General features: G+C 72.6%; 18 protein-coding genes and 1 pseudogene. 14 read left to right on the forward strand and 5 right to left on the reverse strand.

The window, feature by feature from the left end; all coding sequences use genetic code 11:
• Positions 1-26: 26 nt before the first annotated feature.
• Positions 27-1,379, reverse strand: coding sequence for a lysine N(6)-hydroxylase/L-ornithine N(5)-oxygenase family protein (locus ACWEFB_RS29285; RefSeq protein WP_452290560.1), 1,353 nt, complete (start codon positions 1,377-1,379; stop codon positions 27-29).
• A gap of 139 nt (positions 1,380-1,518) precedes the next feature.
• On the opposite strand from ACWEFB_RS29285, the gene ACWEFB_RS29290 reads away from it, so the two are divergent.
• Entirely contained in the window at positions 1,519-2,463 is a 945-nt protein-coding gene (locus ACWEFB_RS29290; RefSeq protein WP_452290562.1) for a methionyl-tRNA formyltransferase, read from the forward strand.
• 63 nt (positions 2,464-2,526) lie between these two features.
• Here the strand turns inward: ACWEFB_RS29290 and ACWEFB_RS29295 are convergent, their stop codons facing one another.
• Positions 2,527-3,456, reverse strand: coding sequence for a siderophore-interacting protein (locus ACWEFB_RS29295; protein ID WP_452290564.1), 930 nt, complete (start codon positions 3,454-3,456; stop codon positions 2,527-2,529).
• A gap of 2 nt (positions 3,457-3,458) precedes the next feature.
• A complete protein-coding gene (locus ACWEFB_RS29300) occupies positions 3,459-4,490 on the reverse strand; it encodes an iron-siderophore ABC transporter substrate-binding protein (protein ID WP_452290566.1) in 1,032 nt (343 codons plus the stop codon).
• A gap of 162 nt (positions 4,491-4,652) precedes the next feature.
• Here ACWEFB_RS29300 and ACWEFB_RS29305 point away from each other — a divergent pair, with 162 nt between their 5' ends.
• The 8 genes and pseudogenes from ACWEFB_RS29305 to ACWEFB_RS29340 all read left to right on the forward strand — a co-directional run bounded on the left by ACWEFB_RS29305 (position 4,653) and on the right by ACWEFB_RS29340 (position 15,096).
• Entirely contained in the window at positions 4,653-5,690 is a 1,038-nt protein-coding gene (locus ACWEFB_RS29305; RefSeq protein WP_452290568.1) for a FecCD family ABC transporter permease, read from the forward strand.
• The gene (locus ACWEFB_RS29310; RefSeq protein WP_452290570.1) at positions 5,690-6,757 is read left to right on the forward strand and encodes a FecCD family ABC transporter permease; all 1,068 of its coding nucleotides are present in this window, start codon (positions 5,690-5,692) and stop codon (positions 6,755-6,757) included. The genes ACWEFB_RS29305 and ACWEFB_RS29310 overlap by 1 nt, the downstream gene beginning before the upstream one ends.
• Before the next feature lie 3 nt (positions 6,758-6,760).
• Positions 6,761-7,624, forward strand: a complete 864-nt coding sequence (locus ACWEFB_RS29315) for an ABC transporter ATP-binding protein (protein ID WP_452290572.1) — start codon at positions 6,761-6,763, stop codon at positions 7,622-7,624.
• Entirely contained in the window at positions 7,621-9,378 is a 1,758-nt protein-coding gene (locus tag ACWEFB_RS29320; protein ID WP_452290575.1) for an ABC transporter ATP-binding protein, read from the forward strand. The genes ACWEFB_RS29315 and ACWEFB_RS29320 overlap by 4 nt, the downstream gene beginning before the upstream one ends.
• An 88-nt stretch (positions 9,379-9,466) precedes the next feature.
• On the forward strand, positions 9,467-11,218 hold the full coding sequence (locus ACWEFB_RS29325; protein WP_452290577.1) for an ABC transporter ATP-binding protein: 1,752 nt from the start codon (positions 9,467-9,469) through the stop codon (positions 11,216-11,218).
• Between the two features lie 421 nt (positions 11,219-11,639).
• Positions 11,640-12,212 (forward strand): hypothetical protein, encoded by a 573-nt coding sequence (locus tag ACWEFB_RS29330; protein WP_452290579.1) that lies wholly within the window; start codon positions 11,640-11,642, stop codon positions 12,210-12,212.
• 89 nt (positions 12,213-12,301) lie between these two features.
• Positions 12,302-13,297, forward strand: a complete 996-nt coding sequence (locus ACWEFB_RS29335) for an Acg family FMN-binding oxidoreductase (protein ID WP_452290581.1) — start codon at positions 12,302-12,304, stop codon at positions 13,295-13,297.
• Between the two features lie 67 nt (positions 13,298-13,364).
• Positions 13,365-15,096: pseudogene (locus tag ACWEFB_RS29340) on the forward strand (GAF domain-containing protein).
• 22 nt (positions 15,097-15,118) lie between these two features.
• Here the strand turns inward: ACWEFB_RS29340 and ACWEFB_RS29345 are convergent.
• Complete coding sequence (locus ACWEFB_RS29345; protein ID WP_326558180.1) at positions 15,119-15,757, reverse strand: response regulator transcription factor; 639 nt, start codon at positions 15,755-15,757, stop codon at positions 15,119-15,121.
• Positions 15,758-16,009: 252 nt separating this feature from the next.
• Between ACWEFB_RS29345 and ACWEFB_RS29350 the strand changes: the two genes are divergently transcribed.
• From ACWEFB_RS29350 to ACWEFB_RS29365, 4 genes are all read left to right on the forward strand, one after another.
• Entirely contained in the window at positions 16,010-17,017 is a 1,008-nt protein-coding gene (locus tag ACWEFB_RS29350; RefSeq protein ID WP_452290583.1) for an Acg family FMN-binding oxidoreductase, read from the forward strand.
• A gap of 104 nt (positions 17,018-17,121) precedes the next feature.
• The gene (locus ACWEFB_RS29355) at positions 17,122-17,799 is read left to right on the forward strand and encodes a vWA domain-containing protein (RefSeq protein ID WP_452290585.1); all 678 of its coding nucleotides are present in this window, start codon (positions 17,122-17,124) and stop codon (positions 17,797-17,799) included.
• A 78-nt stretch (positions 17,800-17,877) separates the two neighbouring features.
• Positions 17,878-18,810 (forward strand): protein phosphatase 2C domain-containing protein, encoded by a 933-nt coding sequence (locus ACWEFB_RS29360; RefSeq protein WP_452290587.1) that lies wholly within the window; start codon positions 17,878-17,880, stop codon positions 18,808-18,810.
• 12 nt (positions 18,811-18,822) lie between these two features.
• Positions 18,823-20,685 carry a hypothetical protein gene (locus tag ACWEFB_RS29365; RefSeq protein WP_452290589.1) on the forward strand — a complete coding sequence of 621 codons (1,863 nt, stop codon included), beginning with the start codon at positions 18,823-18,825 and terminating at the stop codon, positions 20,683-20,685.
• Between the two features lie 832 nt (positions 20,686-21,517).
• Here the strand turns inward: ACWEFB_RS29365 and ACWEFB_RS29370 are convergent.
• Entirely contained in the window at positions 21,518-21,916 is a 399-nt protein-coding gene (locus ACWEFB_RS29370) for a hypothetical protein (protein ID WP_452290591.1), read from the reverse strand.
• Between the two features lie 62 nt (positions 21,917-21,978).
• Here ACWEFB_RS29370 and ACWEFB_RS29375 point away from each other — a divergent pair, with 62 nt between their 5' ends.
• Positions 21,979-24,918 (forward strand): CHAT domain-containing protein, encoded by a 2,940-nt coding sequence (locus ACWEFB_RS29375; RefSeq protein ID WP_452290593.1) that lies wholly within the window; start codon positions 21,979-21,981, stop codon positions 24,916-24,918.
• Positions 24,919-24,924 lie beyond the last annotated feature (6 nt).

Below are 24,924 nucleotides of genomic sequence, written 5' to 3' on the forward strand. Positions count from 1 at the left end.
GCGGCCGGGCGGAGCACCGGTGACGGTCAGGCCCGCAGTGCCCCGGCCGGGTACGCCGGCACCGAGCTGGGCAGGTCGCGGTGGGCCACGATCGACTCCAGGATCTCGGCGGCGCGTACGGAGCCGTTGGACAGCAGGGAGGAGCTGATCCCGTGACTGTGCTCGGTGCCGCCCTGCAGGTAGATGCCGCAGCGGAGCTGGTCGCCGGTGGACACCCGGTAGTCGCGGTCCAGCCGCAGCCGGCCGAGTTCGTCGCGGTGGCAGTAGCGGCTCAGCTCACCAAGCATGGTCGCCGGGTCGACCGGGTCGTAGCCGGTGGCGCAGATCAGCACGTCCGCGTCGAGTACGGCGGGCTGCCCGGTGATCAGCGTCTCGATGGTGACCTTGACGCCGTCCGCGTGCGACACGGCGGAACGCAGCCGGGAGGTGTTGAGCAGCCGCAGCCGGGACTGGCCGAGCACCTGTTCCCGGTAGCTGCGCCGGTACAGCTCGGCGATCAGGTCGCCGTCCACCACGGAGTAGTTGGTGTTGCCGTGGTAGTCCATGAGCTGGGTTTTCACGTCGGCCGGCGCGTCGAAGTAGTCGTCGACGGCGCCCGGGTCGAAGATCCGGTTGGCGAACGAGCTGTCGTCGGCCGGGCTGTAGCCGTAGCGGGAGAAAACCGCGCAGATTTCGGCGTCGGGGAACCGCTCGTGCAGGTGCGCGGTGACCTCGGCGGCGCTCTGTCCGGCGCCGACGACCACGAACCGCGACGGTGCCGGGCCGGTACGACGGGCGAGGTTGAACAGCAGATCGCGGCTGTGCCAGATCCGGTCGTCGGCGATGACACCGGCCGGCAGCCGGGGCGTGAGACCGGTGGCGAGTACGAGGTTGCGGGCCCGATGCACGGTGGTGCCCTCGCCGGTGTCGACCAACACGTCGACCAGCTCGATGCCGTCCTCGGTGGTCACCGGGCGTACGCCGATCACCTCGTGGCCGTACCGGACCAGGTCGTCCACCTGGGCCGCGGCCCATTCGAGGTAGTCGTGGTACTCGATCCGCAGCGGGTAGAGCGTCTTGTGGTTGATGAAGTCGACCAGCCGGCCCTTGGCGTGCAGGTAGGCCAGGAAGCTGAACCGGCTGGTGGGGTTGCGCAGCGTCACCAGGTCCTTGAGGAACGAGACCTGCATGGTCGCGTCGTCCAGCAGCATGCCCCGGTGCCAGCCGAAGGTCTGTTGTCGTTCGAGGAAGACCGCGCTCACCGGCCGTTTCGCCTGGTCCGGTCCGGTTGTTCCGGCCTGTTCGGTCAGGGCGATGGCCAGGGCCAGGTTGGACGGCCCGAACCCCACTCCGACGATGTCGTGAACAGGCACCTCGTCATGCGGCGGTACGTGCGCCATGGACCACACCCCTAGATCGTCGATTTAGGGTAGGCTACCCTTGCTTCAAATCTCGGTCAATGAGTCGACAGCAACACCCCACACGCTAGCTAGGTAAGCCTTGCCTGACTAGTATCCCCCATCGCCAGGAGGCCTCCACATGCGAGTGATCATGTTCGGTTACCAGACCTGGGGTCATCGGACCCTGCAGGCGCTGCTGGACTCGGAACATGAGGTCGTCATGGTGGTGACGCACCCCAAGAGCGACCACGCGTACGAGCAGATGTGGGACGACTCGGTGGCGGACCTGGCCCGCGAGCACAACGTACCGGTGCTGTTGCGCCAGCGCCCGGACGACGAGCTGGCCGACCAGGTCAAGCAGGCCGACGCGGACGTGATCGTGGCCACCAACTGGCGCACCTGGCTGCCCCCGGCGATCTTCAACATCCCTCGTCACGGCACCCTCAACGTGCACGACTCACTGCTGCCCAAATACGCCGGGTTCTCCCCGCTGATCTGGGCGCTGATCAACGGCGAGCCGGAGGTCGGGGTCACCGCGCACCTGATGGACGACACCCTGGACGGCGGCGACATCGTGCTGCAGCGCGCCGTGCCGGTCGGGCCCACCGACACCACGGCGGACCTGTTCCACCGCACCCTTGCCCTGTTCGGTCCGATCACACTGGACGGCCTGGCACTGATCGAATCCGGTCGGACCGACTGGACCAAGCAGGACCCGAGTCAGGGCAGCTTCTTCCACAAGCGGTCCATCCAGGACAGCCTGATCGACTGGACCTGGCCGGCGGAGGACCTGGAGCGGCTGGTCCGGGCCCTGGCGGATCCGTACCCGAACGCGTTCACCCACCACAAGGGCGAGCGGGTCCGGATCATCGAGGCCGGGTTGTCGCGCGGCTACTACGGCGGTACCCCCGGCCGGGTCTTCATCAAGGAAGGCGACGGGATCGTCATCGTCGCGGGCAGCGAGGCCCGGCACGGCCGCAGCCACGGCCTGGTGATCAAACGGGTACGCACCGACGACGGCACCGAGTACCCGGCGACCGAGTACTTCCACACCATGGGCGGCTACCTCACCAACCAGCCCTGACGGCGAACTCGGGCGGGTCCCGCCCCGGAGCACGACGCGCCGGGTCCGGACCCGCCCGAGTTGTCAGTTCTCCTGGGACCTGCCCCGGCGCCAGTACCCCATGAACGCCACCGAACGCCGGTCGACACCCCGCTCCCCCACCAGGTGGCGACGCATCGCCACGACCGCGCCCGCCTCCCCGGCGAGCCAGGCGTAGAAGCCGGCCGAGCCGTCCGTCTCGCCCGGCTCGGGTACGTCCCACGGGTCCTCGACGTCGTCCGCCAGGTCGGATTCGCCGCCCCCCGCCGCCACGACAAGCCCCGGCTGTCCTGATCGGACGGACGAGGTCGTGCCCACCGGCACCGGGACCAGGTCCGTGAGCAGGTCGCGTACCACCGGACCGAGGCGTTCGCCCCGGCTGCGGGACAGCCAGATCACCGTCACGCCGGCCGGCGCGTCGAACTCGACGGCGTCGGCGGGTTCCGCCACCTCCAGTACGACCGTCGCCCGGTCCTCGGGCCCGAGTGCCTCGGCGATGGCCGACGCCGCCGGGAGGGCGGCCTCGTCCGCGGCCAGCAGCAGCCGCCTCGGGTGCGGCGGCGGTGCCCAGGCCACATCGCCGACCGGGCCGGGATGTCCGGCGACCGGGCCGATGATGGTGATCGGGTCACCGGGGCGGGCGGCGCCCGCCCAGCGGGACGCCGGGCCGATGTCACCGTGCAGCACGAAGTCCAGGTCGAGTTCGCGGCGATCCGGCCGGAACGCCCGCACCGTGTACGTCCGTAGCGGCGGGCGCCGGGCGACGGGCACCGACTGCCACTGCTGCACCCAGTCCGGGCCGATGGGCAGTTCGTCGGGATCGCCGTTGGGCGGGAACAGCAGGTTGATCCGCTGGTCGAAGCCGTGACCGGCGAACCCCGCGAGGGATTCGCCGGCCACGGTCACGCGTACGAAGGTCGGGCTCAGGCGCTGGACCCGGAGCACCCGTACGGCGAACGGCAGGTAGGCCGCCACGTTTACCGACCGGGCGCGACGAGCATCGGCAGGAGCTGGTCGATCGCGTACGGGACGCTGAGAACGGTGACGAAGGACAGTGCGGCACCGACCGGCGGCTCCATGTAGGGCACGAACACGGCTCGCTGCTCCTTGGCCACCTTCAGTGCCGCGTAGACCGGATCGGCCTTGACCCGCGGCTCCACCGACTCGTCGGTGGTCAGCAGCACCAGCCGGTCCACGTCGAGCAGGTCCAGCCGCTCCGAGCTGATCACCGCGGCGGTGTCCTTGCCGGCGACCTGTTCGACCTGGTCGGATAGCTTGAAGCCCATCTCGCCCAGCAGTTGCGCCTTGGGGTCGCTCTTGGCGAACGCGGCGTACGTGCCCGGCTCGCTCGGGTCCGCCACCACGGCGGTCTGGGTGGCGAACTCCGGGTGCTGCTTGCGGATGTCGGCCAGGCGCTGGTCGATCGCGGCGAGCAGCTCGTCGACCTTCGGCTGCTGGCCGAGGGCCTGCCCGATCACCCGGGCCATCTCGTCCCACGGGGTGGAGTAGTCGTCGTACTTCTTGGACTGGGCAACCACCGGGGCGATCTTCGACAGGGTCGTGTACTGCTCCTGCGTCATGCCCGAGTACTGCGCGACGATCAGGTCCGGCTTCAGCGCGACGATCTTCTCGACCTGGTACTCGTCCCGCTCGCCGACAATCTCCGGCGGGGTGGTCCCCCACTTGTCCTTCACCCAGGCCCAGTTGCCGAACGGGCGCTCGCCGAACCAGTCGACCGCGCCGACCGGCTTGATGCCCAACGCCAGCACCGTGTCCTGGTCACTGAGCCCGAGGGTGACCACACGGGTGGCCGCCTTGGTGACGGTGGTGGAACCGTACTTGTGCTCGATCATGACCGGGAACGCCCCGGAGGTCGCCGATGGCGCGGCGGCGTCGGGCTCGGCGGAGTCGCCACCGCAGGCGGCCACCGTGGCGGTCAGTGCCACCGCCAGCAGCGTCCGCGCCAGCAGGCCGGACCGGCGATTGACTATCTTCGACGGGCTAAGCATGGGTCCCCTTCGGGAATCGCGTCGCACTGAGCCTCGGCACCCGCCGAGGAGAGGTTGCCATATAGTAAGGGTCGGCTTACCTAACCTCAAGCCGTAGGATGCTCACACCCGTGTCGAGCGACGATCAGCGCCGCCGAGGCACAACCTGTGAGGGGAGACCATGTGAGCGCACCGATCAGGCCACCCACGGTGCGCGGGCGGACCCGACACCACGTGGTCGCGCTCACCGCCGGGTTGCTCGTACTCGGTCTGGTCTGTCTGCTCTCCATCGCGATCGGAGCCCGGCAGATCCCGCTCACCCAGGTCGTACGGTCCCTGATGGACCCCGGCCAGGCACCCGAGGACATCCTCGCGATCGTACGGGGCCTGCGGCTGCCGCGTACCGCGCTCGGCCTGCTGGCCGGTGCCGCGATCGGCCTGGCCGGTGCCGTCATGCAGGGACTGACCCGCAACCCGCTGGCCGACCCCGGACTGCTCGGGGTCAGCGCCGGTGCGGCCTTCGGCATCGTCACCGCGAGCGCTGTGCTGCATCTCACCGGCCTGTACGGCTACATCTGGTTCGCCATCCTCGGTGCACTGCTCGCCAGCGCCGTCGTCTACCTGCTCGGTGGGGTGGGACGGGGTGGGGCGACACCGGTGAAACTCGCCCTGGCCGGAGTCGGGGTGACCCTGCTGCTCGGCTCCCTGACCAGCGCCATCGTGCTGGCCAGCCCGCTGGCCCTGGATCGGTACCGGTTCTGGACCGCGGGCTCGATCGCCGGGCAGACCAGCGGCACCCTGCTGCGGGTGCTGCCGTTCCTCGCCGTCGGCATCCTCGCCGCGCTCGCCCTCGCGCCCGCGCTGAACAGCCTCGCCCTCGGCGACCAGGTGGCCACGGCGCTCGGCCGTCGGGTCGGCCTGATCCGGCTGGGCGGAGCCGCCGCCGTCACCGTGCTGGCCGCCGCCACGGTCGCGGTCACCGGACCGATCGTCTTCGTCGGGCTCGTCGTACCGCACCTGGTGCGGATGATCACCGGGCCGGACTATCGCTGGCTGCTGCCGTACACCCTGGTTCTGGCACCGATCCTGTTGCTGACGGCGGACATCGCCGGCCGGGTGGTGGCCCGGCCCGGGGAGATCCAGGTAGGCGTCATCGTCGCCTTCCTCGGTGCGCCGTTCTTCATCGCCCTGGTCCGCCGGCGTCGGCTGGCGGAACTCTGATGGCCCTGCTCGAACTCACCACCCAGGCCGGACGGGCCACCTACCGGCTGGGCCGGGGCGCCGTGTCCGGCGTCGTGTCCGTACGCGTCCTGGTGGTCACGACCGTGCTCGCGGTCGCCACCCTCGGGGTGTTCTGCCTCGGCGTCGCCACCGGTGACTACCCGATAACGGTGACCGACGTGGTCCCCGCCCTGTTCGGCGTCGGCGACCCCGGCACCCTGCTCGTGGTGAACGAGCTCCGCCTGCCCCGGGTGCTGGTCGGCCTGCTCGTCGGAGCCGCCTTCGGCATCTCCGGTGCGGTGTTCCAGACCATGACCCGCAACCCGCTGGCCAGCCCGGACATGATCGGGGTGATCGCCGGGGCGCAGACCGCGGTGGTCGCCGGCATCGTGCTCGGCTTCGGCGCCGGGCTCGGCACCCAGGCCCTCGGCCTGCTCGGGGCCCTGGTCGCCGCCCTGGCGGTGTACGTGCTCGCGTGGGGGCGCGGGGCGACCGGATACCGGATCGTCCTGGTCGGCATCGGGGTGGCCTGGATGTGCACCAGCGCCACCGACTACCTGATCGCCAAGGCGTTGCCGTTCGAGGCGCAGAAGGCGGTCGGCTGGCTGGTCGGCAGCCTCAACGAGCGCGGCTGGCACCACGTACGCCCGATCGGGCTGGCGCTGGCGGTGCTCGTACCCGCCACCCTGCTGCTCAGCCGCTGGCTGCGTACGCTGCAACTCGGCGAGGCGGTCGCCACCGGCCTCGGTACGCACGTCGCCCGCGCCCAGTTGGCGCTCCTGGTGACCGCCGTCGGCCTGGCCGCCTTCGGCACCGCTGCCGCCGGACCGATCCTGTTCGTCGCGCTGATCGCACCGCAGATCGCCCAGCGGCTGGCCGCCATGGCCGCACCTCCGCTGCTGGTCTCCGCGCTGACCGGTGCCCTGATCGTGCTGACCGGTGACCTGATCGCCCGGCACGTGCTGCCGGACGACCACCTGCCCGTCGGGGTGGTGACCGGTGTGCTCGGCGCCCCGGTCCTGCTCTGGCTCCTCGCCCGCGCCAACCGAACCGGCTCCGGAGGATGACCCGTGACCGCTGAACCCCTCGGCCGAGCCACGCCAGACCCCACGGTCGAACCCCCCGACCTGCGCGCGACCGGCCTGCGTCTGGGCTACGACAAGATGATCGTCGTCGACGACCTCGAGATCGCCATCCCGCCCGGCCGAATCACGGTGATCGTCGGCGCCAACGCCTGCGGCAAGTCGACCCTGCTCCAGGCGCTCGCCCGGCTGCTCCCGCCGCGCGCCGGCGCGGTCGAACTGGACGGCAGGTCGATCCAGTCCATGCCGACCCGGCAGGTGGCCCGTCGGATCGGGATCCTGCCGCAGTCACCGGTCGCACCGGCCGGACTCACCGTGATCGACCTGGTCACCCGGGGACGCGCGCCGCACCAGACCTGGTGGCGGCAGTGGTCCACAACGGACGAGCGGGCGGTGCACGACGCGCTGACCGCCACCGACATGCTCGACCTCGCGCACCGTCCGGTCGACGAACTCTCCGGCGGCCAACGGCAACGGGCCTGGATCGCGATGTCCATCGCCCAGGGCACACCGGTGCTGCTGCTCGACGAGCCGACCACGTTCCTCGACCTGGCCCACCAGATCGACGTACTCGACCTGGTCGTCGACCTCAACCGGCAGGAGAACCGCACGATCGTGATGGTGCTGCACGACCTCAACCAGGCCAGCCGGTACGCCGACCACCTGATCGCGATGAAGGCGGGACGGATCGTCGCGCAGGGTGCCCCCGCCGAGGTGATCACCACGGAGCTGGTGGAGCAGGTCTTCGACCTCGACTGCCGGATCACCGTCGACCCGGTCACCGGCACCCCGATGATCATCCCGATCGGGCGGCACCACCGGGCCGACACCACTCCCCTGGCCGTGGCGTGAGCCGGGTGGCCGAGGCGCCCGCACCGGCCGCGTCCGGCCCGGCCGAGCCGTCTGTGACGCCGACGGCGGGGGACCTGACCGCACGCCGGATCCTGCGCCGGGCGGTCACCGGACAGGGCCGGTACGTCACCCTCGGCGCCCTGCTCGCGATCGGGCACCAGGCCGGCGAGGCACTGGTGCCGGTGATCATCGGCGTGGTCGTGGACCGGGCGGTGGCCACCGGGTCCACGTCGGCGCTGGTGCAGTGGCTCGCCGTACTGGCGGTGGTCTTCGCGGCCCTGTCGACGTGCTACCGGTTCGCCGCGCGGGCCGGTGAACGGGCAGCCGAACAGGCGGCCCACCAGATCCGCCGCGAGTTGACCGGGCGGGTCCTCGCCCCGTACGGCGGGGTGGAGCGCGGGCACCTGTCCGGGGCGCTGGTCAACATCGCCACCAGCGACGCGAGCCGGGTCGGCGCGGTGAACATGGCCCTGACCGCCGGGGCGGCGGCGTTGGCGGCGCTGGCCACCACCGCCGTCGCACTGTTGAGCATGTCGGTGTCACTGGGGCTACTGATCCTGCTCGGCGCGCCGCCGGTGCTCTGGGTCGCGCACCTGCTCGGCGGTCTGCTCCAGCGGCGCAGCGCGGCCGAGCAGGAGAACGCCGCGCACGCCTCCGGGGTCGCCGCCGACCTCGTCGCCGGCCTGCGGATCCTCAAGGGAATCGGCGCCGAACAGGCCGCCTGGGCCCGCTACCGCCTGATCAACCGCCGGTCGCTGGCCGCCACCCTGCGCGCGGCGCAGGCACAGGCCTGGCATGACGGCGCGCTGATCGCCGTCACCGGTGTGTTCATCACCGCGGTCGCCCTCTGGGGCGCCCGCCTCGCGATCCACGGCGACATCACCATCGGTGAGCTGATCGCCGCGGTCGGACTGGCGCTGTTCCTGCTCAACCCGCTGTCGTTGGTCAGTTGGGTGAACGCCGAACTCGCCCAGGCGCGGGCGTCGGCCGCCCGGGTCGCCGCGGTGCACGCGGCCACCCCGGCGGTCCGGCCCGGCGGTACCGGCCCGGCCACCCCGGTCCGGGGCGAACTGCGGTTGCACGGGATCGCGGACGGTCCGCTGCACGTCGACGACCTCCGGGTGGCGCCCGGAGAGATGCTCGGCGTGGTCGCCCCCGACCCGGCTGCGGCCGCCGCGCTGGTCCGTTACCTGGCCCGCGAGGCGGACCCCGAACGAGGCACGGTGACCCTCGACGGGATCGCGCTGACCGACCTGGATCCGGCGCTGGTCCGCGCGGCGATGCTCACCGCCACCCACGACGCGGTGCTCTTCGAGGGCAGTGTCCTGGACAACGTCACCGCGGCCGGCGGCGCGACGGACGCACTCGACCGGGTGCTCGCCGCCACCGCCGTCGACCAGGTCGCCGGGGTGCTTCCCGAGGGGATGCACACGATGGTCGGCGAACGCGGGCGGTCGCTCTCCGGTGGGCAGCGTCAGCGGGTCGCCCTGGCCCGCGCGCTGAACGCCGGGGCGGCGGTGCTCGTCGTACACGAACCCACCACCGCCGTCGACGCCGCGACCGAGGCCCGGATCGCCGTACGACTGCGGCAGCTGCGGGCCGGACGTACGACGATCCTGGTCACCGGCAGCCCGGCCCTGCTCGCCGTCACCGACCGGGTGGTCCTGCTCGACGGTGACCGCGAACCGGTCGTCGGGCGCCACGCCGACCTGGTACGCGACCACGAGCGCTACCGCACGACGGTCCTCGCCTGACCCTCCGACCGCCGCCGTCCGATGTCCACCGCCGCCCGGCCGGCGCCCGCACACCCGATCGATGTCGAACGCCTGACAAGGGAGACCAGTGACCCCGCACGTGCTACCGATCGCCAGCCCGGCCCAGACCACCGCGGCGGTACGGCACCTGCTGCGTGGCCGCCGGGCACTGGCCGTGGGGTCGCTCGGCGTACTCGCCGCCGCCACCGCGATCGGACTGCTCACGCCGCCGCTGCTGGGACACATCGTCGACCTGGTCACCGACGGCGGGACGGTCGGCGCGCTCACCGTACCGGCGGTGCTGCTGATCGCCATCGCGCTCACCCAGGCGGTGGCCACCGCGATCGGCATCGGCATGATCGCCCGGCTGGGCGAGGGAATGCTCGCCGACCTGCGGGAACAGTTCGTCGACCGGGCACTGCACCTGCCGTTGGGGCGGCTGGAACAGGCCGGCTCCGGCGACCTCACCTCACGGGTCACCAACGACGTCACCGCCATCGCCGAGGCGGTACGCGGCGCGCTGCCCGAACTGGCCCGCTCGGTGCTGGTCATCGGGCTGACCCTGGTCGGCCTCGCCGTGCTCGACTACCGCTTCCTCCTGGCCGCCCTGCTCGCCGTTCCGATCCAGTGGCACACCGTCCGCTGGTACCTGCGCCGCAGCCCGGCCCTGTACGCCGCACACCGGGTGGCCGTCGGCGCCCAGCAGCAGCAGTTGCTGGAGAGCATCGGCGGCGCCCCGACCGTACGGGCGCTGCGGCTCGACGAACGCCACCTGGCGCAGGTGACCGACCGTTCCCGGGGCGCGGTCGACCTCGCCCTGCGCGCCGTACGCCTGATCACGCGGTTCTACGGCCGGCTCAACCTGGCCGAGTTCGTGGGGCTCTCCGCCGTACTCGTGGTCGGTTTCCTGCTCACCGACGCAGGTGTGGTCACCATCGGTACGACCGCCGCCGCCACGCTCTACTTCCACAACCTCTTCGGCCCGATCAACTCGGCGCTGCGGCTGGTGGACGACGCCCAGGTGGCGACGGCGAGCCTGGCCCGGCTGGTCGGGGTGACCCAACTCGACACCCCGGCCACCGCACCGGACCACCCGACCGCGGTGGACACCTCGGTGAAGGCGGTCGACGTCGAGTACGCCTACCTGCCCGGCCAACGGGTGCTGTCGGGGGTGAGCCTCGACATCGCACCGGGTCAGCGGGTGGCGCTGGTCGGTGCGAGTGGCGCGGGCAAGACCACGCTGGCCCAGCTCGTCGCGGGCGTACACCGGCCGACGGCGGGCACGATCATGCTCGGCGGGGTGGAGCTCGGCGAGTTGCCGCCGGAGCAGCGACGCCGGATGGTCGCGGTGGTCACCCAGGAGGTGCACGTGTTCGCCGGGCCCCTCGCCGACGACCTGCGGCTGGCCCGGCCGGACGCGACCGACGAGCAACTGCGCACCGCCCTGGCCGAGGTCGAGGCGCTGGACTGGGCGGTGGCGCTGCCCGAGGGCCTGGACACGGTGGTCGGCGACGGCGGGCACCAGCTCTCCGTGACGCAGGCGCAGCAGTTGGCGCTGGCCCGGGTGATCCTGGCCGACCCTCGGGTGGTGATCCTCGACGAGGCCACCGCCGACGCCGGCAGCGCCGGGGCACGGGTGCTGGAACGGGCGGCCGAACGCGCGCTGCACGGGCGTACGGCGCTGGTGGTCGCCCACCGCCTGACCCAGGCGGTCACTGCGGACCGGATCGTGGTGCTGGAGGCCGGTCGGGTGCTCGACTCCGGCACGCACGAGGAACTGATCGCCCGGGAGTCCGGCCACTACGCCACTCTCTGGCAGGCCTGGTCACAACAGCGCTGAGCCGCCGCACCGCTCCCCCGCGCGGCAGAACCCGTTCAGGATGCGGGCCGCGCCAGTTGACGCCGGCCACCTCGCCCGAGTTGGACGTGACCTCCATCCGGATCTCACGAACCCCGCCGAACACCGCGATGCCCACCCAGGCACCGACTCCGATGACGACGACGACGGCCGCCACCGCCCCGATCACCTTCGGACTACGGAACCAGGGACGGCGGACACCGGTGGTGTCGACATGCTCGGTCACGCCGGCAGGTCAGCGGATCGACCGCCTGTTGATCGGCACGACGTCCGGTCGGCGGAAGTCCCGTGGGGACGGGCCGAAAGTCCCGTCCCGCAACGGGACCACGGCCTCTGATCTTCAACCCCGCGCCGGCGTCGAATGGAGGTAGCCAGAGCGCCTGGCCGGATACGGAGAAGGGACGTGGCGACAATGACCGCGATGGCCGAGCGGCATACGGGGCCCGGAACCACTGCGATCCCGACCCAGCAGCGCGCGGAGAGCGGCCGGCAGCGGGCGGCCCGCTACGTCTGGGCCGGCGTCCGGATCGCCCTGGGATGGACCTTCCTGTGGGCCTTCCTCGACAAGACCTTCGGGCTCGGCCACGAGACCGAGTCGAAGTCGGCCTGGATCAACGGCGGCAGCCCGACCGAGGGCTTCCTGAACTTCGGCGCCGCCGGACCGTTCAAGGGCTTCTACAACTCGATCGCCGGCAGCGGATGGGCCGACTGGCTGTTCATGACCGGTCTCGCCGGTCTCGCGGTGGCGCTCCTGCTCGGCATCGGCCTGCGGGTCGCCGCGGTCGCCGGTGGCCTGCTCTTCGTGATGATGTGGACCGTCGTCCTGCCACCGGAGAACAACATCTTCATGGACGACCACCTCATCAACGCCGCCGTCCTGGCCGGACTCGCGCTCACCGCCGCCGGCGACACCGCCGGACTCGGCCGGCCCTGGGCCCGGCTACCGATCGTGCAACGGCTGCCCTGGCTCAGGTAGCCACGCACGCCCGGCCCGCCCCGCCGACCAGGCGGGCCGGGCCCCCGCCGGACACCCGACACGTACATGTGACGACAGGAGAAATCGCTATGGTCGACCCGGCTTCGGTACCGGACCGTGCACCCGCGGCAGTGCTCGCCCGGGCGGCGGTGGCCGCGGGATACGCACCCTCGATCCACAACACCCAGCCGTGGCGGTGGTCGGCCCACCCCGACCGGCTGGAACTGTTCGCCGAACGCGACCGGCAACTGTCCGCCACCGACCCGCAGGGTCGACTGCTGGCGATCAGCTGCGGTGCGGCGCTGCACCACGCGCTGGTGGCGCTGCGGGCCCAGGGCTGGGCCGCCGAGGTGGACCGGACCGCCGACCCGGACCGACCGGACCTGCTCGCCACGCTGACGGCGGAGACCCGGACTCCGGTGACGCCCCGGGCGAAGCAACTCTTCGACGCCTCGTCCACCCGGCGTACCGACCGCCGGCCGGTCAGCGACCAGCCGGTGCCCGCCCCGGCCCTGGCCGCCATCCAGGAGGCGGTCACCGGCCGGGCCCGCCTTCAGGTGCTCACCCGCGAGCAGGTCCTCGACCTGGCCGCGGCGGCGGATGCCGCGGCCACCGTCGAGTCGACCGATCCCGCCATCCGCGCCGAGATGGCGTACTGGACCGGCCGTTCGGAACGGGCCGGCGTCGGCCTGCCGGTCGGCGTACTGCCGGCACGGGCGCCGCAGACGACGGTGCCGGACCGCGACTTCGGCCGGGCCGGGACGCTCCTGGTCGGCCCCGGCCACGACCGGGCGGCGACCTACCTGCTGCTGTACGGCGACGACGACGAGCCTGCCGGCTGGTTGCGGGCCGGTGAGGCCCTCTCCTCGGCCTGGCTGACCGCGGAGGCGCTCGGGGTGTCGGTGCTGCCGCTGAGTGCGGCGATCGAGGTGGCCGGCACCCGGCAGATCCTGCGCCGGTTGCTGTCCGGGCTCGGTCACCCCTACCTGGTCCTCCGCCTGGGCATCGCCGACCCGGACCAGCCCGGACCGCCGCAGACGCCACGGACATCCCCGGCCGGCCTGGTCGAGATCGCGACGCTGTGACCACCACCGACCGAACCTGTACGTCGGAGAATCGTAAGATCGTCGACCGCACCGATAGCATCGGCGGATGCACGCGTCAGAACCTCCGGACGCTGACCGGCGCGACACTCCCTCGCTCGGGCTGAGTCCGCTGTCCCGGGTCCGGCTGGACGAGTTGCTCCAGGAGATGCTCGACCGGGTCGGTGAGGTCGTCACCAGCCGGGAACGGTTGCGGGCGCTGCTGGACGCGGTGGTGGCGATCGGGTCGGACCTCGACCTGCGCAGCACCCTGCGACGGATCGTCGAGGCGGCGTGCGAACTGCTCGGCGCCCGGTACGGCGCACTGGGTGTGATCGGCCCCGACCGGTTGCTGACCGAGTTCATCACCCACGGCATCGACCCCGAGCTGCATGCGCGCATCGGCGACCTGCCGAGCGGTAGGGGTGTGCTCGGGCTGCTGATCGCCGACCCCCGCTCGGTACGGATGCCGGACATCACCGAGCACGCCCAGTCGTACGGCTTCCCGCCGAACCACCCGCCGATGCACAGCTTCCTCGGCGTACCGGTGCGGATTCGGGACCAGGTCTACGGCAACCTCTACCTGGCGGAGAAGCGGTCCGCGCGCGAGTTCACGCAGGACGACGAGGAGATCGCGGTCGCGCTGGCGGGCCGCCGCGGGTGTGGCGATCGAGAACGCGCGCCTCTACGCGGTCGCCCACCGCCGGGAACGGTGGCTGGCCGCCACCGCCGAGATCACCTCGGTGCTCCTGGGCGAGGTGCGGCGGACCGACGCGCTGGCCCTGGTCGCCCGCCGGGCCCGGGAGCTCGCCGAGGCCGAACTGGTCCTCGTGCTGCTCTACGACGAGGAGGCGGAACAGTTTGTGGTCGAGGTGGTCGACGCGGCCGAGGCCGACGAGGCGCCACCGGTCGGCATGATCCTGCCGGCCGCCGACGCGACGTTCGCCACCTCGGTCACCGACCACCGGCACACCGTGGTCGAGAGCCTGGCCATAGCCGCGACCTGGCCGGTACGGGTCACCGACGGCCCCGCCATGGTCTCCCCGCTCTCTGCGGCCGGCACGCTGCACGGCGTACTGGTGGTGGCGTATCCGGTGGGTTCGGCGCAGCGCGGCGACGACGAGGTGCCGCTGCTGGCCAGTTTCGCCGCCCAGGCGGCCCTGGCGATGGAACGGGCCCGGGCGCAGGAGGAGCGCGAACTGCTCGTGGTGCTGGAGGACCGGGAACGGATCGCCCGCGACCTGCACGACGTGGTGATCCAGCGACTGTTCGCCACCGGGCTGCAGTTGCAGAGCACCGTGCCGCTGGCCGCCCGGCCGGAGATCGGGCAGCGGATCAACGCGGCGGTCGACGAACTCGACTCCACCATCCGGGACATCCGTCGGGCGATCTTCGAGCTGCGTACGCCGATGAGCGCGACTCTGCGTACGGACATCCGGGCCGAGGTCGACTCCGCGGCCGGGGCGATCGGATTCCGGCCGGCCCTGGAGATCGTCGGGCCGGTCGACAGCGCGGTACCCGACGCGACCCGTCCCGAGTTGCTCGCGGTCCTGCGCGAGGCGCTGTCGAACGCGGTACGGCACGCCGCCGCGTCCCGACTCACGGTGCGGGTGAAGGTCGACGCGGGGTGGCTGACGCTGACCGTCGACGACAACGGCGGCGGTGGCCCCCCGGACCCGAACCGAGCGCGGGGCGGCCTGGTCAACATGCGGGAGCGGGCGGAGCGGCTGGGCGGCGAGTTCACCGTCGGACCGGCGGAGCCGTACGGCACCAGCGTGCGCTGGCGGGTCCCGCTGGACTGACCGCCCGGATCCGCCGGACCGGTCAGGGGCGCTGGCCCAGTAGCCGGGTGGCCAGCACCGCCGCCTGCGTACGGCGCTCCAGTCCGAGCTTGGCCAGCAGACTCGACACGTAATTCTTGATCGTCTTCTCGGCGAGGAACATCTTCGCCGCGATCTCCCGGTTGGTCATCCCCTCGGCCACGTACTCCAGGATCCGGCGCTCCTGCTCGGTGAGGGCCTTCAGCTCGCGCGGTGCCTCGACCCCGTTGCGGACCCGTTCCAGCACCCGCTGGGTCACCGCCGGGTCGAGCAGCGACTGCCCCGCCGCCACCCGGCGCACCCCGTCGACCAGGTCGGTCCCGCGGATCTGCTTCAGCACGTAACCGGCGGCGCCGGCCATGATCGCGGCGAAGAGCGCCTCGTCGTCCTCGTACGAGGTGAGGATCAGGCCCCGGATCGACGAGTCGACCGAGCGCACGTCCCGACACACGTCGATACCGTTGCCGTCCGGCAGCCGGGCGTCGAGGATCGCCACGTCCGGCCGGAGCGCGGGGATCCGCACCGTCGCCTCCCGCGCCGACCCGGACTCGCCGACCACCTCGATGTCACCGGCGGTCTGCAACAGGTCGGCCAGGCCACGGCGGACGACCTCGTGGTCGTCGAGCAGGAAAACTCGGATCATCCCTCGTTTCTACCCGTCCCGGACGGCTCGTGCACAGGGCCGAAGGTCCCGCCATCGGTCACGGGGTCGCCGGGGCGGGCGGGCAGTCGGTGCAGGTCGGCGGGGAGAGTGCGGGCGGTACGGGTCGGGCCACTCGGCCCGGTGGGTCGGGACCGACGCCCCTGCCCGCGACCGGGTCCCCGGACGGAGGGTGGGGGCACGGACACCCGACACACCGGTCGGCACACCGGGACCCACCACCGGGAGGATGCGATGACGCTCGCCCCGTACACCCTCAGCGACCTGCGCCCGGCGGTGGCCGCGGCGATCCGGGCCCCGTCCCTGCACAACAGCCAGCCGTGGCGCTTCCAGCTACGGCACGGCGGCATCGAGGTCCGGGTCGACCCGGACCGGCGGCTTCCGGCCTGCGACCCTTCCGGCTGGGCCGCCCGGATCGGCTGCGGGGCGGCCGTGTTCAACCTCCGACTGGCCCTGGCCTCGGCCGGCACCCCGCCGCGGGTACGGCTGCGTCCGTACCCGGAGGATCCGGACGTGGTGGCGCGGCTGGTCCCCGACCGCCCCCGGCCCGCGACCCCGAGCGAGCGGGAACTGCATGCCGTCATCACCCGACGGCACAGCAACCGGATGCCGTTCTGGCCGACGCCGGTGCCGCCGGACGCGCGGTGGCGGCTGATCGAGGCCGCGCGGGCGGAGGACGGCTGGCTCGACCTGGTCATCGGTTCGGCACCGGTGCACGCGCTGGCCGAGGTCGTCCGCGGTGCGCACCGGGTGCTCGAACGCGACCGCGACTACCAGGCGGAACTGGCGCGGTGGATCCGCCTCGACGCCGCGTTGGACGGCGTGCCGGCAACCGCGGGCGGGCCGGCCGGTGAACCCCAGGACCTGCTGCCGCAGCGGGCGTTCGGCGTACGGACCCGGGCTCCCGGCCGGGACTTCGAGCCCGAGCCACTGGTCGCGGTGCTCGGCTGCGTCGGTGACCATCCCCGTGACCAGGTGGCCGCCGGGCAGGCCCTGCAACGGGTGCTGCTCACCGCCGCCGCCGACGGTCTGGCCGTGTCGATGCTGTCCCAACCGATCGAGGTGCCCGCCGCGCGGGAGCAACTGCGGCTGGCGCTGGGCCGGGCGGGGGTGGCGCAGATGGTCCTGCGGATCGGTTACGGCCAGCCCGGCTGGCCGACTCCGCGCCGCGAGGTGGAGGAGGTGATCGACGCGGTACGGGGGTCGATCGGGGTCCCGACAGCCGTCGCGCGCGGAGCATAGACCGTTGTGATCGTCATGATACAGTCGGTGACTCCTCCGGCCGGGCACGTTGGTGGACGATCGCCACGTGCGTCGGGTTCCCTACGAGCAATCGGTGAGGGTTGATGTCCGAGACGTCCGGGCGGGTGCTGCCGGTCTACCTTGTGGCCGACGAGTCGCGATCGATGTCGCCGGTGGTGGACGAGCTGAACGCGGGGCTCACCTCGCTGCACGACGCCCTGCTGCGCGAGCCGATGGCGGCGGCGAAGGTGCGCTTTTCCGTACTGGGCTTCTCCAACGACGTGATCGTGCACGTCGCCCTCGCCGACCTGCGCGCGGAGGGGCCACTGCCGCAACTCTCCGTGAGGGACGGTACGAGCTACGGCGCGGCCTTCTCGGTCCTGCTGGACCGGATCCCCGCCGACGTCCGGGCACTCAAGCGGGAGGGATTCTCGGTGCACCGCCCCGCGGTGTTCTTCCTCAGCGACGGGCAGCCCACCGACCCCGGGCAGTGGGAGGAGCCGTACCGCACGCTGGTCGACCGGGAACGGACGCCGACGGCGCCGAACATCATCGCCTGCGGCATCGGCGACGCCCGGGCGGCGACCATCCTCCGGGTGGCCACCCGACCGGAGTTCGCGTTCGTCGCCACCCCCGGCGTCGAGGTGGGTCTGGCGATCGCCGAGTTCTGCGCCGCGCTCACCAAGAGCGTGATCAAGTCCGGGCAGGCGCTCGGTGGCGCCGACGCCGAACTCGTGGTCGAACGACCCGACAACTTCCGGATGGCGCTGGACGTCGTATAGGCGGGTGCGGGGGAGATCATGGGCGGTACGGATGTGCGGTCGGTACCTTCCGGCGGAAATGACGCCGACGATGTACGCATGACCTACGGAAGCGACGCCGACGATCCGCGTGCGACCTACGTGGACACCGGGGCGCCCTGGGCACCGCTGGTGATCGGACGACCCACCGAGCCCTTTCCCGCCCGTGGCCCGTCGGCCGGGCCGTACCGGCCCGACCTGGTTGCCGACGGCTGGTCGTCGGACCACTTCGACGTACGCTGCGCCTCGGTGCGCGGTGCGAGTCACCGTTACCTGGGCGAACCCCGGCAGGACGAATGCGCCGTCGTGCCGCATCCCGGTGGTGCGGTGATCGCCGTCGTCGCCGACGGTGTCTCCGGGGCTCCCCTGTCCCACCTCGGCGCGACGATGGTCTGCCGGACGGTGGTCGACTACCTGTCGCGGGCGCTGGACGACGGCGTGACCGAGTTCGACTGGCCGGACCTGATGCGCTGCGCCGGCTGGTCCCTGGTGGAGTACGCGGCCCGCCAACTCGGCACCGGCGAGCCGGATCCGCAGGCGGCCGAACGCCTGCTAGCCAGCACGGTGGTGGTCGCGTACGTCCGACCGGACGGGCCGGGTCGCGCGAGAGGCTGGCTCGCCCGGGTCGGCGACTCCACCGCCTGGACGGTGCGCGGGGCGCGGTGGACGCCGCTGTTCCCGACGGTCGGCCCCCCTTCCGAACTGCTGCCGGACGGCGTGTCCGCGTTGCCCCGGGTGCCGACGGCGATCGTGCCGGTGGAGGTCGAGCTGACCGTCGGCGACGTGCTGGTGCTGGGCACCGACGGATTCGCGGACCCGTTGGGGGATGGAACCGGTACGGTCGGCGAGCTGTTCGCCACGCACCTCGCCCACCCACCGGCGCTGCCGGGACTCGCCTGGTTGCTCGACTTCACCTGGGAGGCACACGACGACGACCGGACCGTGCTCGCGGTCTGGCCGGCGACCGCCGACTCCCCGACCATCGAGCCGTAGCGAGGGGCGGTCATGGCGGAACCATCCGTGCCCGAGGTCGACCTGGCCCGGCTCGGCCCGCTGACCAGGATCGGCGTCGGCGGTCAGGGCACCGTCTACGCCCCGGCGCAGACCCCGGACCTGGTCTTCAAGGAGTACGCACCACAGTTCGTCGACGACGTCGACGTCGCCTCCCTGGTCCGGTTCGTCCAACTGGCCGACCGGGTCGACGAGTCGGATGCCGGTGTCCTGCGGCGACTCGCCGCCTGGCCGGTGGCGATCGTACGCAAGGGTGGGGTGGTCCGGGGCTTCCTGATGCCCCGGGTGCCGGACGACTACCGGATCACGCTGGACCTGCCGAGCGGGCCGGCGACCGTGCTCGCACAGGCGCAGTATCTGCTCAACAGCGAGGAATACCTGCACGCCCGCGGGCTCGACATCGGCGACCGGTTCCGGATGGAACTGCTCCGGGACACCGCCGAGGCGCTGGCCCTGTTCCACCGGTTCGGGATCGCCGTCGGCGACTTCTCCCCGAACAACCTTCTGTTCAGCGCGACCGTCCGGCCCCGGTGCTACTTCATCGACTGCGACGCCATGCGACTGGACGGCGACTCCGTCCTGGCTCAGGCGGAGACGCCGGAGTGGCAGGTGCCGAGCCGTACGGGCGACGATCCGGTCGGCCGCTCCGCGGACCGACCGGCCACGGACGGGACCGGGGACCCCGGCCCGAGCCGCCGCAGCGGGGACACCGGCGGTGGTTCGGACGGGCCCGCGCTACGGCCGGCAGTGCCGTCGGAGGAGTTGGCCACTCCGGCCAGTGACGCGTACAAGCTCGGCCTGTTTGCCGTCCGCCTGTTCGCCGGGCACCAGCACCTGCGGGATCCGGCCGCCGCGGCACCGTACCTGCCCCGTACGCTGCGCGTACTGGCCGCGCGCAGCCTGGACCCCGACCCGGACCGGCGGGTACCACCCGCGCAGTGGATCGCCGAGCTGGACTCGGTCATCAACCGCATCCCCGACGGACCTCGGCGACCGCCGTTGCGGCGCCGGATCCGGCTGACGGGACTGCGGCGGAACCCGGCCGGAGACCGGCCGGGTGCGGCCCGAGCGGGAACGGCCCGAGCCGCAGGCCGGGCGGGCGCCGGGCCGGCGGGCCGGGCACCGGGGGCCACCGGCTACCGACCGGGTCAGGGGGCCGGCGCGACAACCGCCAGGCGGGCGTCCACCCTCGCCATCGGACGACCCGCCTGGGAGTGGATCGTCCCGCTCTTCGCGATCCTCGTCGCGGTGATCGCCGGAGTGGTGAACAGCGGTGACGGCGGTGACGGCGGCACCTCGGTGAGCCGGCTGCCGACCGGGGCACCGTACCGGTCGTTGCTGCAGAACCCGGCCGGGGTGCCGGAGGGGACCGGACTCCCCCGCTGGCTGCCGACCGCACCGGGCCTGCCGGGGATACCGGATCTGTCGAGACTGGGACCGACGCCCTTCAGGTTGCCGCTGCCGCTGATCTGCATATTCGAGACGGAGATCGGACCCGGCCTGTCCAAGGACAGCCCACGGGTGGGTGCGGCCGCCCTCGCCGTGTCCGATCTTCTCTGCGCGATCAGCGCCGACGACCAGGAGCAGGCCTTCGCCGGGCGGGCCGGGGCTGCGCCCGACGCGACGCAGCGGAACAGGTTCGTCGAGCTGGTGCGACGCGGTCCCTATCCCAGGGCGACCCTCATCGGGCTCCGGACGGGCGCGGGCGGCAGGCCGGAGGCGAACGTCGTGTTTCACACCGTCCCGGACAGCGGCGGTCGGGCGACGTGCTGGCGTTCCCGGCTCACGCTCGCCCCGGTCGAATCCGAGTTGGGCGTGGTCTCGCTCACCGCACCGGAGTCCTGGCGCTGCGGGTAGGGGCTGGCGCCCTTGTGCAACTGGTCGTTGATGACATCGGCGGTGGCGAACGCGAGCGGCCGGCCGGGCTCGGTGGGGTGCCCCAGCGCCTCGGCCAGCCGCCGGTGGTGCAGATCCACCATCGACTCCACGGTGTCCGCGAACAGCCCGGCGCCCTGCCTACCCCGCCACCAGCCGTAGGTGGCGACGACGACGGCGACCGGGAGCGCGGGCCACCACACGGTCGCCAGCGCGGCGTACAGCACCGCCCAGCCGACGAGCGTGCCGGCCTGCTCGAACCGGTCCCGCGCGTCGTGGACCAGGGCACGGGCCTCGGTGTCGAGCAGCACCCACAGCCGGGGCCAGATCAGTCCCAGACGCAAGCCGTACTGCGCACCCACCCGGACGTCGGCCAGCCGTACCCGGTCCCCGATCCAGGTGGGCCGCTCCGGCAGGTACGCGGCCGGCAGGGTGGTCCGGTCCGCGCCGAGCCGGGTCAGGACGCGTTGCCGGCGGCGCGCGGCCAGCCTGGCCGCAGCGCCGCGCAGGGGCCCGCGCCACTGCCCGAGCCAGCCGGCCCGGACCAGCGCGCCGACGGCCCGCGCGACCAGACCGACCACGGTCGCGACGAGTACGGCCAGCACCGCGCTCAGCACGGCCAGGGTCGGGCGATCGAGCAGCTCGTCGATGCCGGACTCGGCCCGGTAGAGCGCGTCGTCGAACCCGAACGGGTGGCGGTGGCCGAGGAACAGGCCGAGTGCCGCCACCGCACACCAGAGCAGCCCCGGGCCGACCGCCCGGATCAGCCACCGGTCGGACAGGCGGCGGCCGACCTCGCCCAGCAGGATCTCGATCACGGGTCGGCGTGGAACAGCATGGTGACGCCGGACAGTTCACAGACCGGTGTGCGGCCCCGGTCGTCGCGTTGGCCGCGGCGGGCGCAGCGGCCGGAGGGGCAGCGGTACTGCCCGGTCAGGACCACGTCGGGGAGCCCGACGAGCCGGGCACCCGTACTGCCGGGCGGTCCGGCCGCCCCCGAACGGCGGGTTTCCTCGGTAGGGTCCGGTCCACCGTGGGGCAGACGGAGTTCGCGGCAGGCGGCGAGCGCGGATCCGCCGTCGCGCACCTTGTCGATCGACCACTCGAGATCTTCGGACCACGAGCCCGCCTCGGCGAGGTCCCGGATGGCCGGAAGCTGGGTGCAGAGGTAGGCCAGGGCCAGCCGCTCGGAAGACGCGAGCGAACGATCCACTGTAGAGACTCCCTCGACGAAGGGTCTTGACGGTAACACGCACCGTTCAATCTACTGGTCGGGTGCCCGTGTCCGAGGAACGCGACGATCCCGTCACCCGGGCGATCGAGTTGCTCGACCGCTACCGGGAGCAGCGGGACCTCACCGCCATCGCACGGGCCGAGGAACTGCTGCGGCAGGTGCCCGGCAACGCCCCCGAGCGTCCGTACGCGCTGGTGACGCTCTGCGAGGTGATCGTGCTGCAAGTCCGGGAGTCCGCCCCCGGGGCCTCCCTGGACCAGGCCGTCGAACTGGCACGGGCTGCCGTCGACCTGGTGTCGCCGGACAGCCCGCTCGCCCCGCTGACCCTGTCCCAGCTCTGCTGGACGCTGTGCCAGCGGTACGAGGCGACCGGACAGCGCACGGACCTGGAGGAGGCGATCGTTGCCGCGACGACGGCCCTCACCAACACCGGGCCGGACCACCCGGACCGGGCTGGAGCACTGCGGAACCTCGGGTACGCGCATCGCCTGCGGTACGGCCGGTTCGGCCAGCTCGCCGACCTGGACACGGCGGTACGGCTGATCAGGGAGGCGGTTTCCACGGTCGACGAGCCGATCGGTCTGTTCGTCAGCCAGAGCATGCTGACGCTCTGCCTGATCGCCAGGTTCGTCGCACTGGGGCGGATGGCGGACGTCGACGAGGCGGTCGACCTGTGCCGGCTCGTCCTGTCCGGGATGCCCGCCGACCACGTCGAGCGGATGCTCGTCAAGGCCAACCTCTCGTACGCCCTCTGGCAGCGGCACATGCGGGGTGGTCCGTTGGCCGATCTGGAGGAGGCCACCCGGACCAGCCGTGAGGTGATCACGATGCTGCCGACGTACCCGCAGCTGAGGTCGCAGTTCCTGGCCAACCACGCGGTGGTGCTGTTCGGGCACCTCCTCCAGGGTGACTCCGGAGCCCATGCCGATGCGGCGGTGCAGGCCGCCCGGCAGGCGGTCGAGGGGTCCTCCCACGACGACCCGAGGCTCGCCATCCACCGTTCCAACCTGGCGAACATGGTGCTGGTCCAGGCCCGGCTCAGCCGGGACCCGGCCGGTGTGGAGGAGGCGGTCCGGATCGGACGGGTCGCACTGTCCGGACTGTCTCCGGGCAACCCGGACCGGGCCCGGGCGCTGGGCGTACTGGCCACGGCGTACCGGGTCCGGAGCATGTTCACCGGGGCGGCGGAGGACCTGGACTCCGCGGTCGGTCTGTGGCGGGCGGCGGTCGGGTCGAGAATCGGGCCGATCGAGGTGAAGATGGGCGCCGCGACCGCCTGGGCAGCCGCCGCCACCGAGGTCGGTAACGCCGAGCTGGCACTGGAGGCGTACTCGGTCGCGGTGGGACTGCTGCCGGTGCTCGCCTGGCGCGGGCTGGACCGCTCCGTGCAGGAGCAGCGGCTCGCGAAGACGGCCGGGCTGGGTGCGGACGCGGCGGCGTGGGCGCTCACCGCCGGTCAGCCGCGCCGGGCGGTGGAGTTGCTGGAGCACGGGCGTCAGGTGCTCTGGTCCCAGGCGGTACAGACCCGCAGCGACCTGTCCGCGCTGGCGGCGGCGGCGCCGGAACTCGCCGCGCGGCTCGACGAGACCCGCCGGGCACTGGACGGCGAGGGCGCGGACTGGTCGACCGGCATGCCGGGGGCCGGCGATCCGGCGACCAGGTTCGAGTTTCTGACGATGGCGGCCGGTGGCGGTGCCGGTGCACCGGCTGTCGCCGAGGCCGACCGTGTGCGCCGGTTGGCCGAACGCTGGGAGCGGTTGCTCGCCGAGGCCCGCGGCCAGCCGGGCTTCGAGGAGTTCCTTGCCGCGCCGAGGTTCGACTCGCTGCGGCGGGCCGCCGACCACGGGCCCGTGATCATGGTCAGCACCAGCCGGTGGCGCAGCGACGCGCTGGTGGTCACGCCCACCGAGGTGTACCCGGTCCCGTTGCCGTGGCTGGACCACGACACCGCCCAGAGCCGGGCCGGCGCGCTCCTGGCGGCGCAGCGGGAGGCCGAGTCCGGCGGCGGGGCGTTGGCGCGCACGCACCTGCGGCAGACCCTGATCTCGATCCAGCGGTGGCTGTGGGACACGATGGCCGAGCCGATCTGCGCGGCGCTGGACGAGATCCTCGGCCCGGTGCCGACGGGGTCCACCGGGATCGGCCCGGCCCGGGTGGACGGGTCCACCGGTCGGCGCCGGGTGTGGTGGTGCCCGACCGGACCGTTGACCATGCTGCCCCTGCACGCCGCAGGGCGGTACGGCGCGGGCAGGGCACTGCGCGATCGGCGCCGGCCGACGGTGACGGGGCGGGTGGTCTCCTCGTACACGTCGGGTCTGGGTGCGTTGCTGCGGGCCCGGTCCGGGCCTGCACCGGCCCGACCACCCCGGGTGTTCGCGGTCGGCCTGGCCCAGACGCCGGGTCAGGCGCCGCTGCCGGCGGTCGCCGACGAACTCCGCGCAGTCGGCGCAAACCTGCCCGGCGTACGGCTGCTCAGTGGGCCGGGGGCGACCACCTCGGCGGTCCTCGCCGCGCTCGGCCAGCACAGTTGGGCACACTTCGCCTGTCATGCCCGGCAGGACTTCGACCATCCCAGTGCCAGCGCGCTGCACCTGAGCGACGGTCGGCTCAGCGTGTTGGACCTGTCGTCCAGCCCCGCCCTGGCCGGGCGTTCCGGTGCGGGGGCGACGACCGGCGCGGACCTGGCCTACCTGTCGGCCTGCCGGACCGCCGCCGGCGGCCGGGACCTGCCCGACGAGGCGATCCACCTGACGGCCGCGCTGCAACTCGCCGGGTACCGGCATGTGATCGGCAGCCAGTGGGCGGTCTCGGACCGGGTGGCGGCCCAGGTCGCCGAGGCGGTGTACGGCCACCTCACGGCCGGGGGTGAACCGGACGCGAGCGGCGCCGCGTACGCGCTCGACCGGGCGGTGGCACGGGTCCGGGAGGAGCAGCCCGACCGGCCCGAACTGTGGGCACCGTTGATCCACACCGGGCCGTGACCCGGG

Source organism: Micromonospora sp. NPDC004704, from assembly GCF_053601675.1.

Excerpts from the sequence above, each read along its gene's own strand:
- ACWEFB_RS29300 (WP_452290566.1), bottom strand. The coding sequence starts at position 4,490 with ATGCTTAGCCCGTCGAAGATAGTCAATCGCCGGTCCGGCCTGCTGGCG.
- ACWEFB_RS29285 (WP_452290560.1), bottom strand. The coding sequence starts at position 1,379 with ATGGCGCACGTACCGCCGCATGACGAGGTGCCTGTTCACGACATCGTC.
- ACWEFB_RS29355 (WP_452290585.1), top strand. The coding sequence starts at position 17,122 with ATGTCCGAGACGTCCGGGCGGGTGCTGCCGGTCTACCTTGTGGCCGAC.
- ACWEFB_RS29360 (WP_452290587.1), top strand. The coding sequence starts at position 17,878 with ATGACCTACGGAAGCGACGCCGACGATCCGCGTGCGACCTACGTGGAC.
- ACWEFB_RS29365 (WP_452290589.1), top strand. The coding sequence starts at position 18,823 with ATGGCGGAACCATCCGTGCCCGAGGTCGACCTGGCCCGGCTCGGCCCG.
- ACWEFB_RS29350 (WP_452290583.1), top strand. The coding sequence starts at position 16,010 with ATGACGCTCGCCCCGTACACCCTCAGCGACCTGCGCCCGGCGGTGGCC.
- ACWEFB_RS29310 (WP_452290570.1), top strand. The coding sequence starts at position 5,690 with ATGGCCCTGCTCGAACTCACCACCCAGGCCGGACGGGCCACCTACCGG.
- ACWEFB_RS29335 (WP_452290581.1), top strand. The coding sequence starts at position 12,302 with ATGGTCGACCCGGCTTCGGTACCGGACCGTGCACCCGCGGCAGTGCTC.
- ACWEFB_RS29290 (WP_452290562.1), top strand. The coding sequence starts at position 1,519 with ATGCGAGTGATCATGTTCGGTTACCAGACCTGGGGTCATCGGACCCTG.
- ACWEFB_RS29345 (WP_326558180.1), bottom strand. The coding sequence starts at position 15,757 with ATGATCCGAGTTTTCCTGCTCGACGACCACGAGGTCGTCCGCCGTGGC.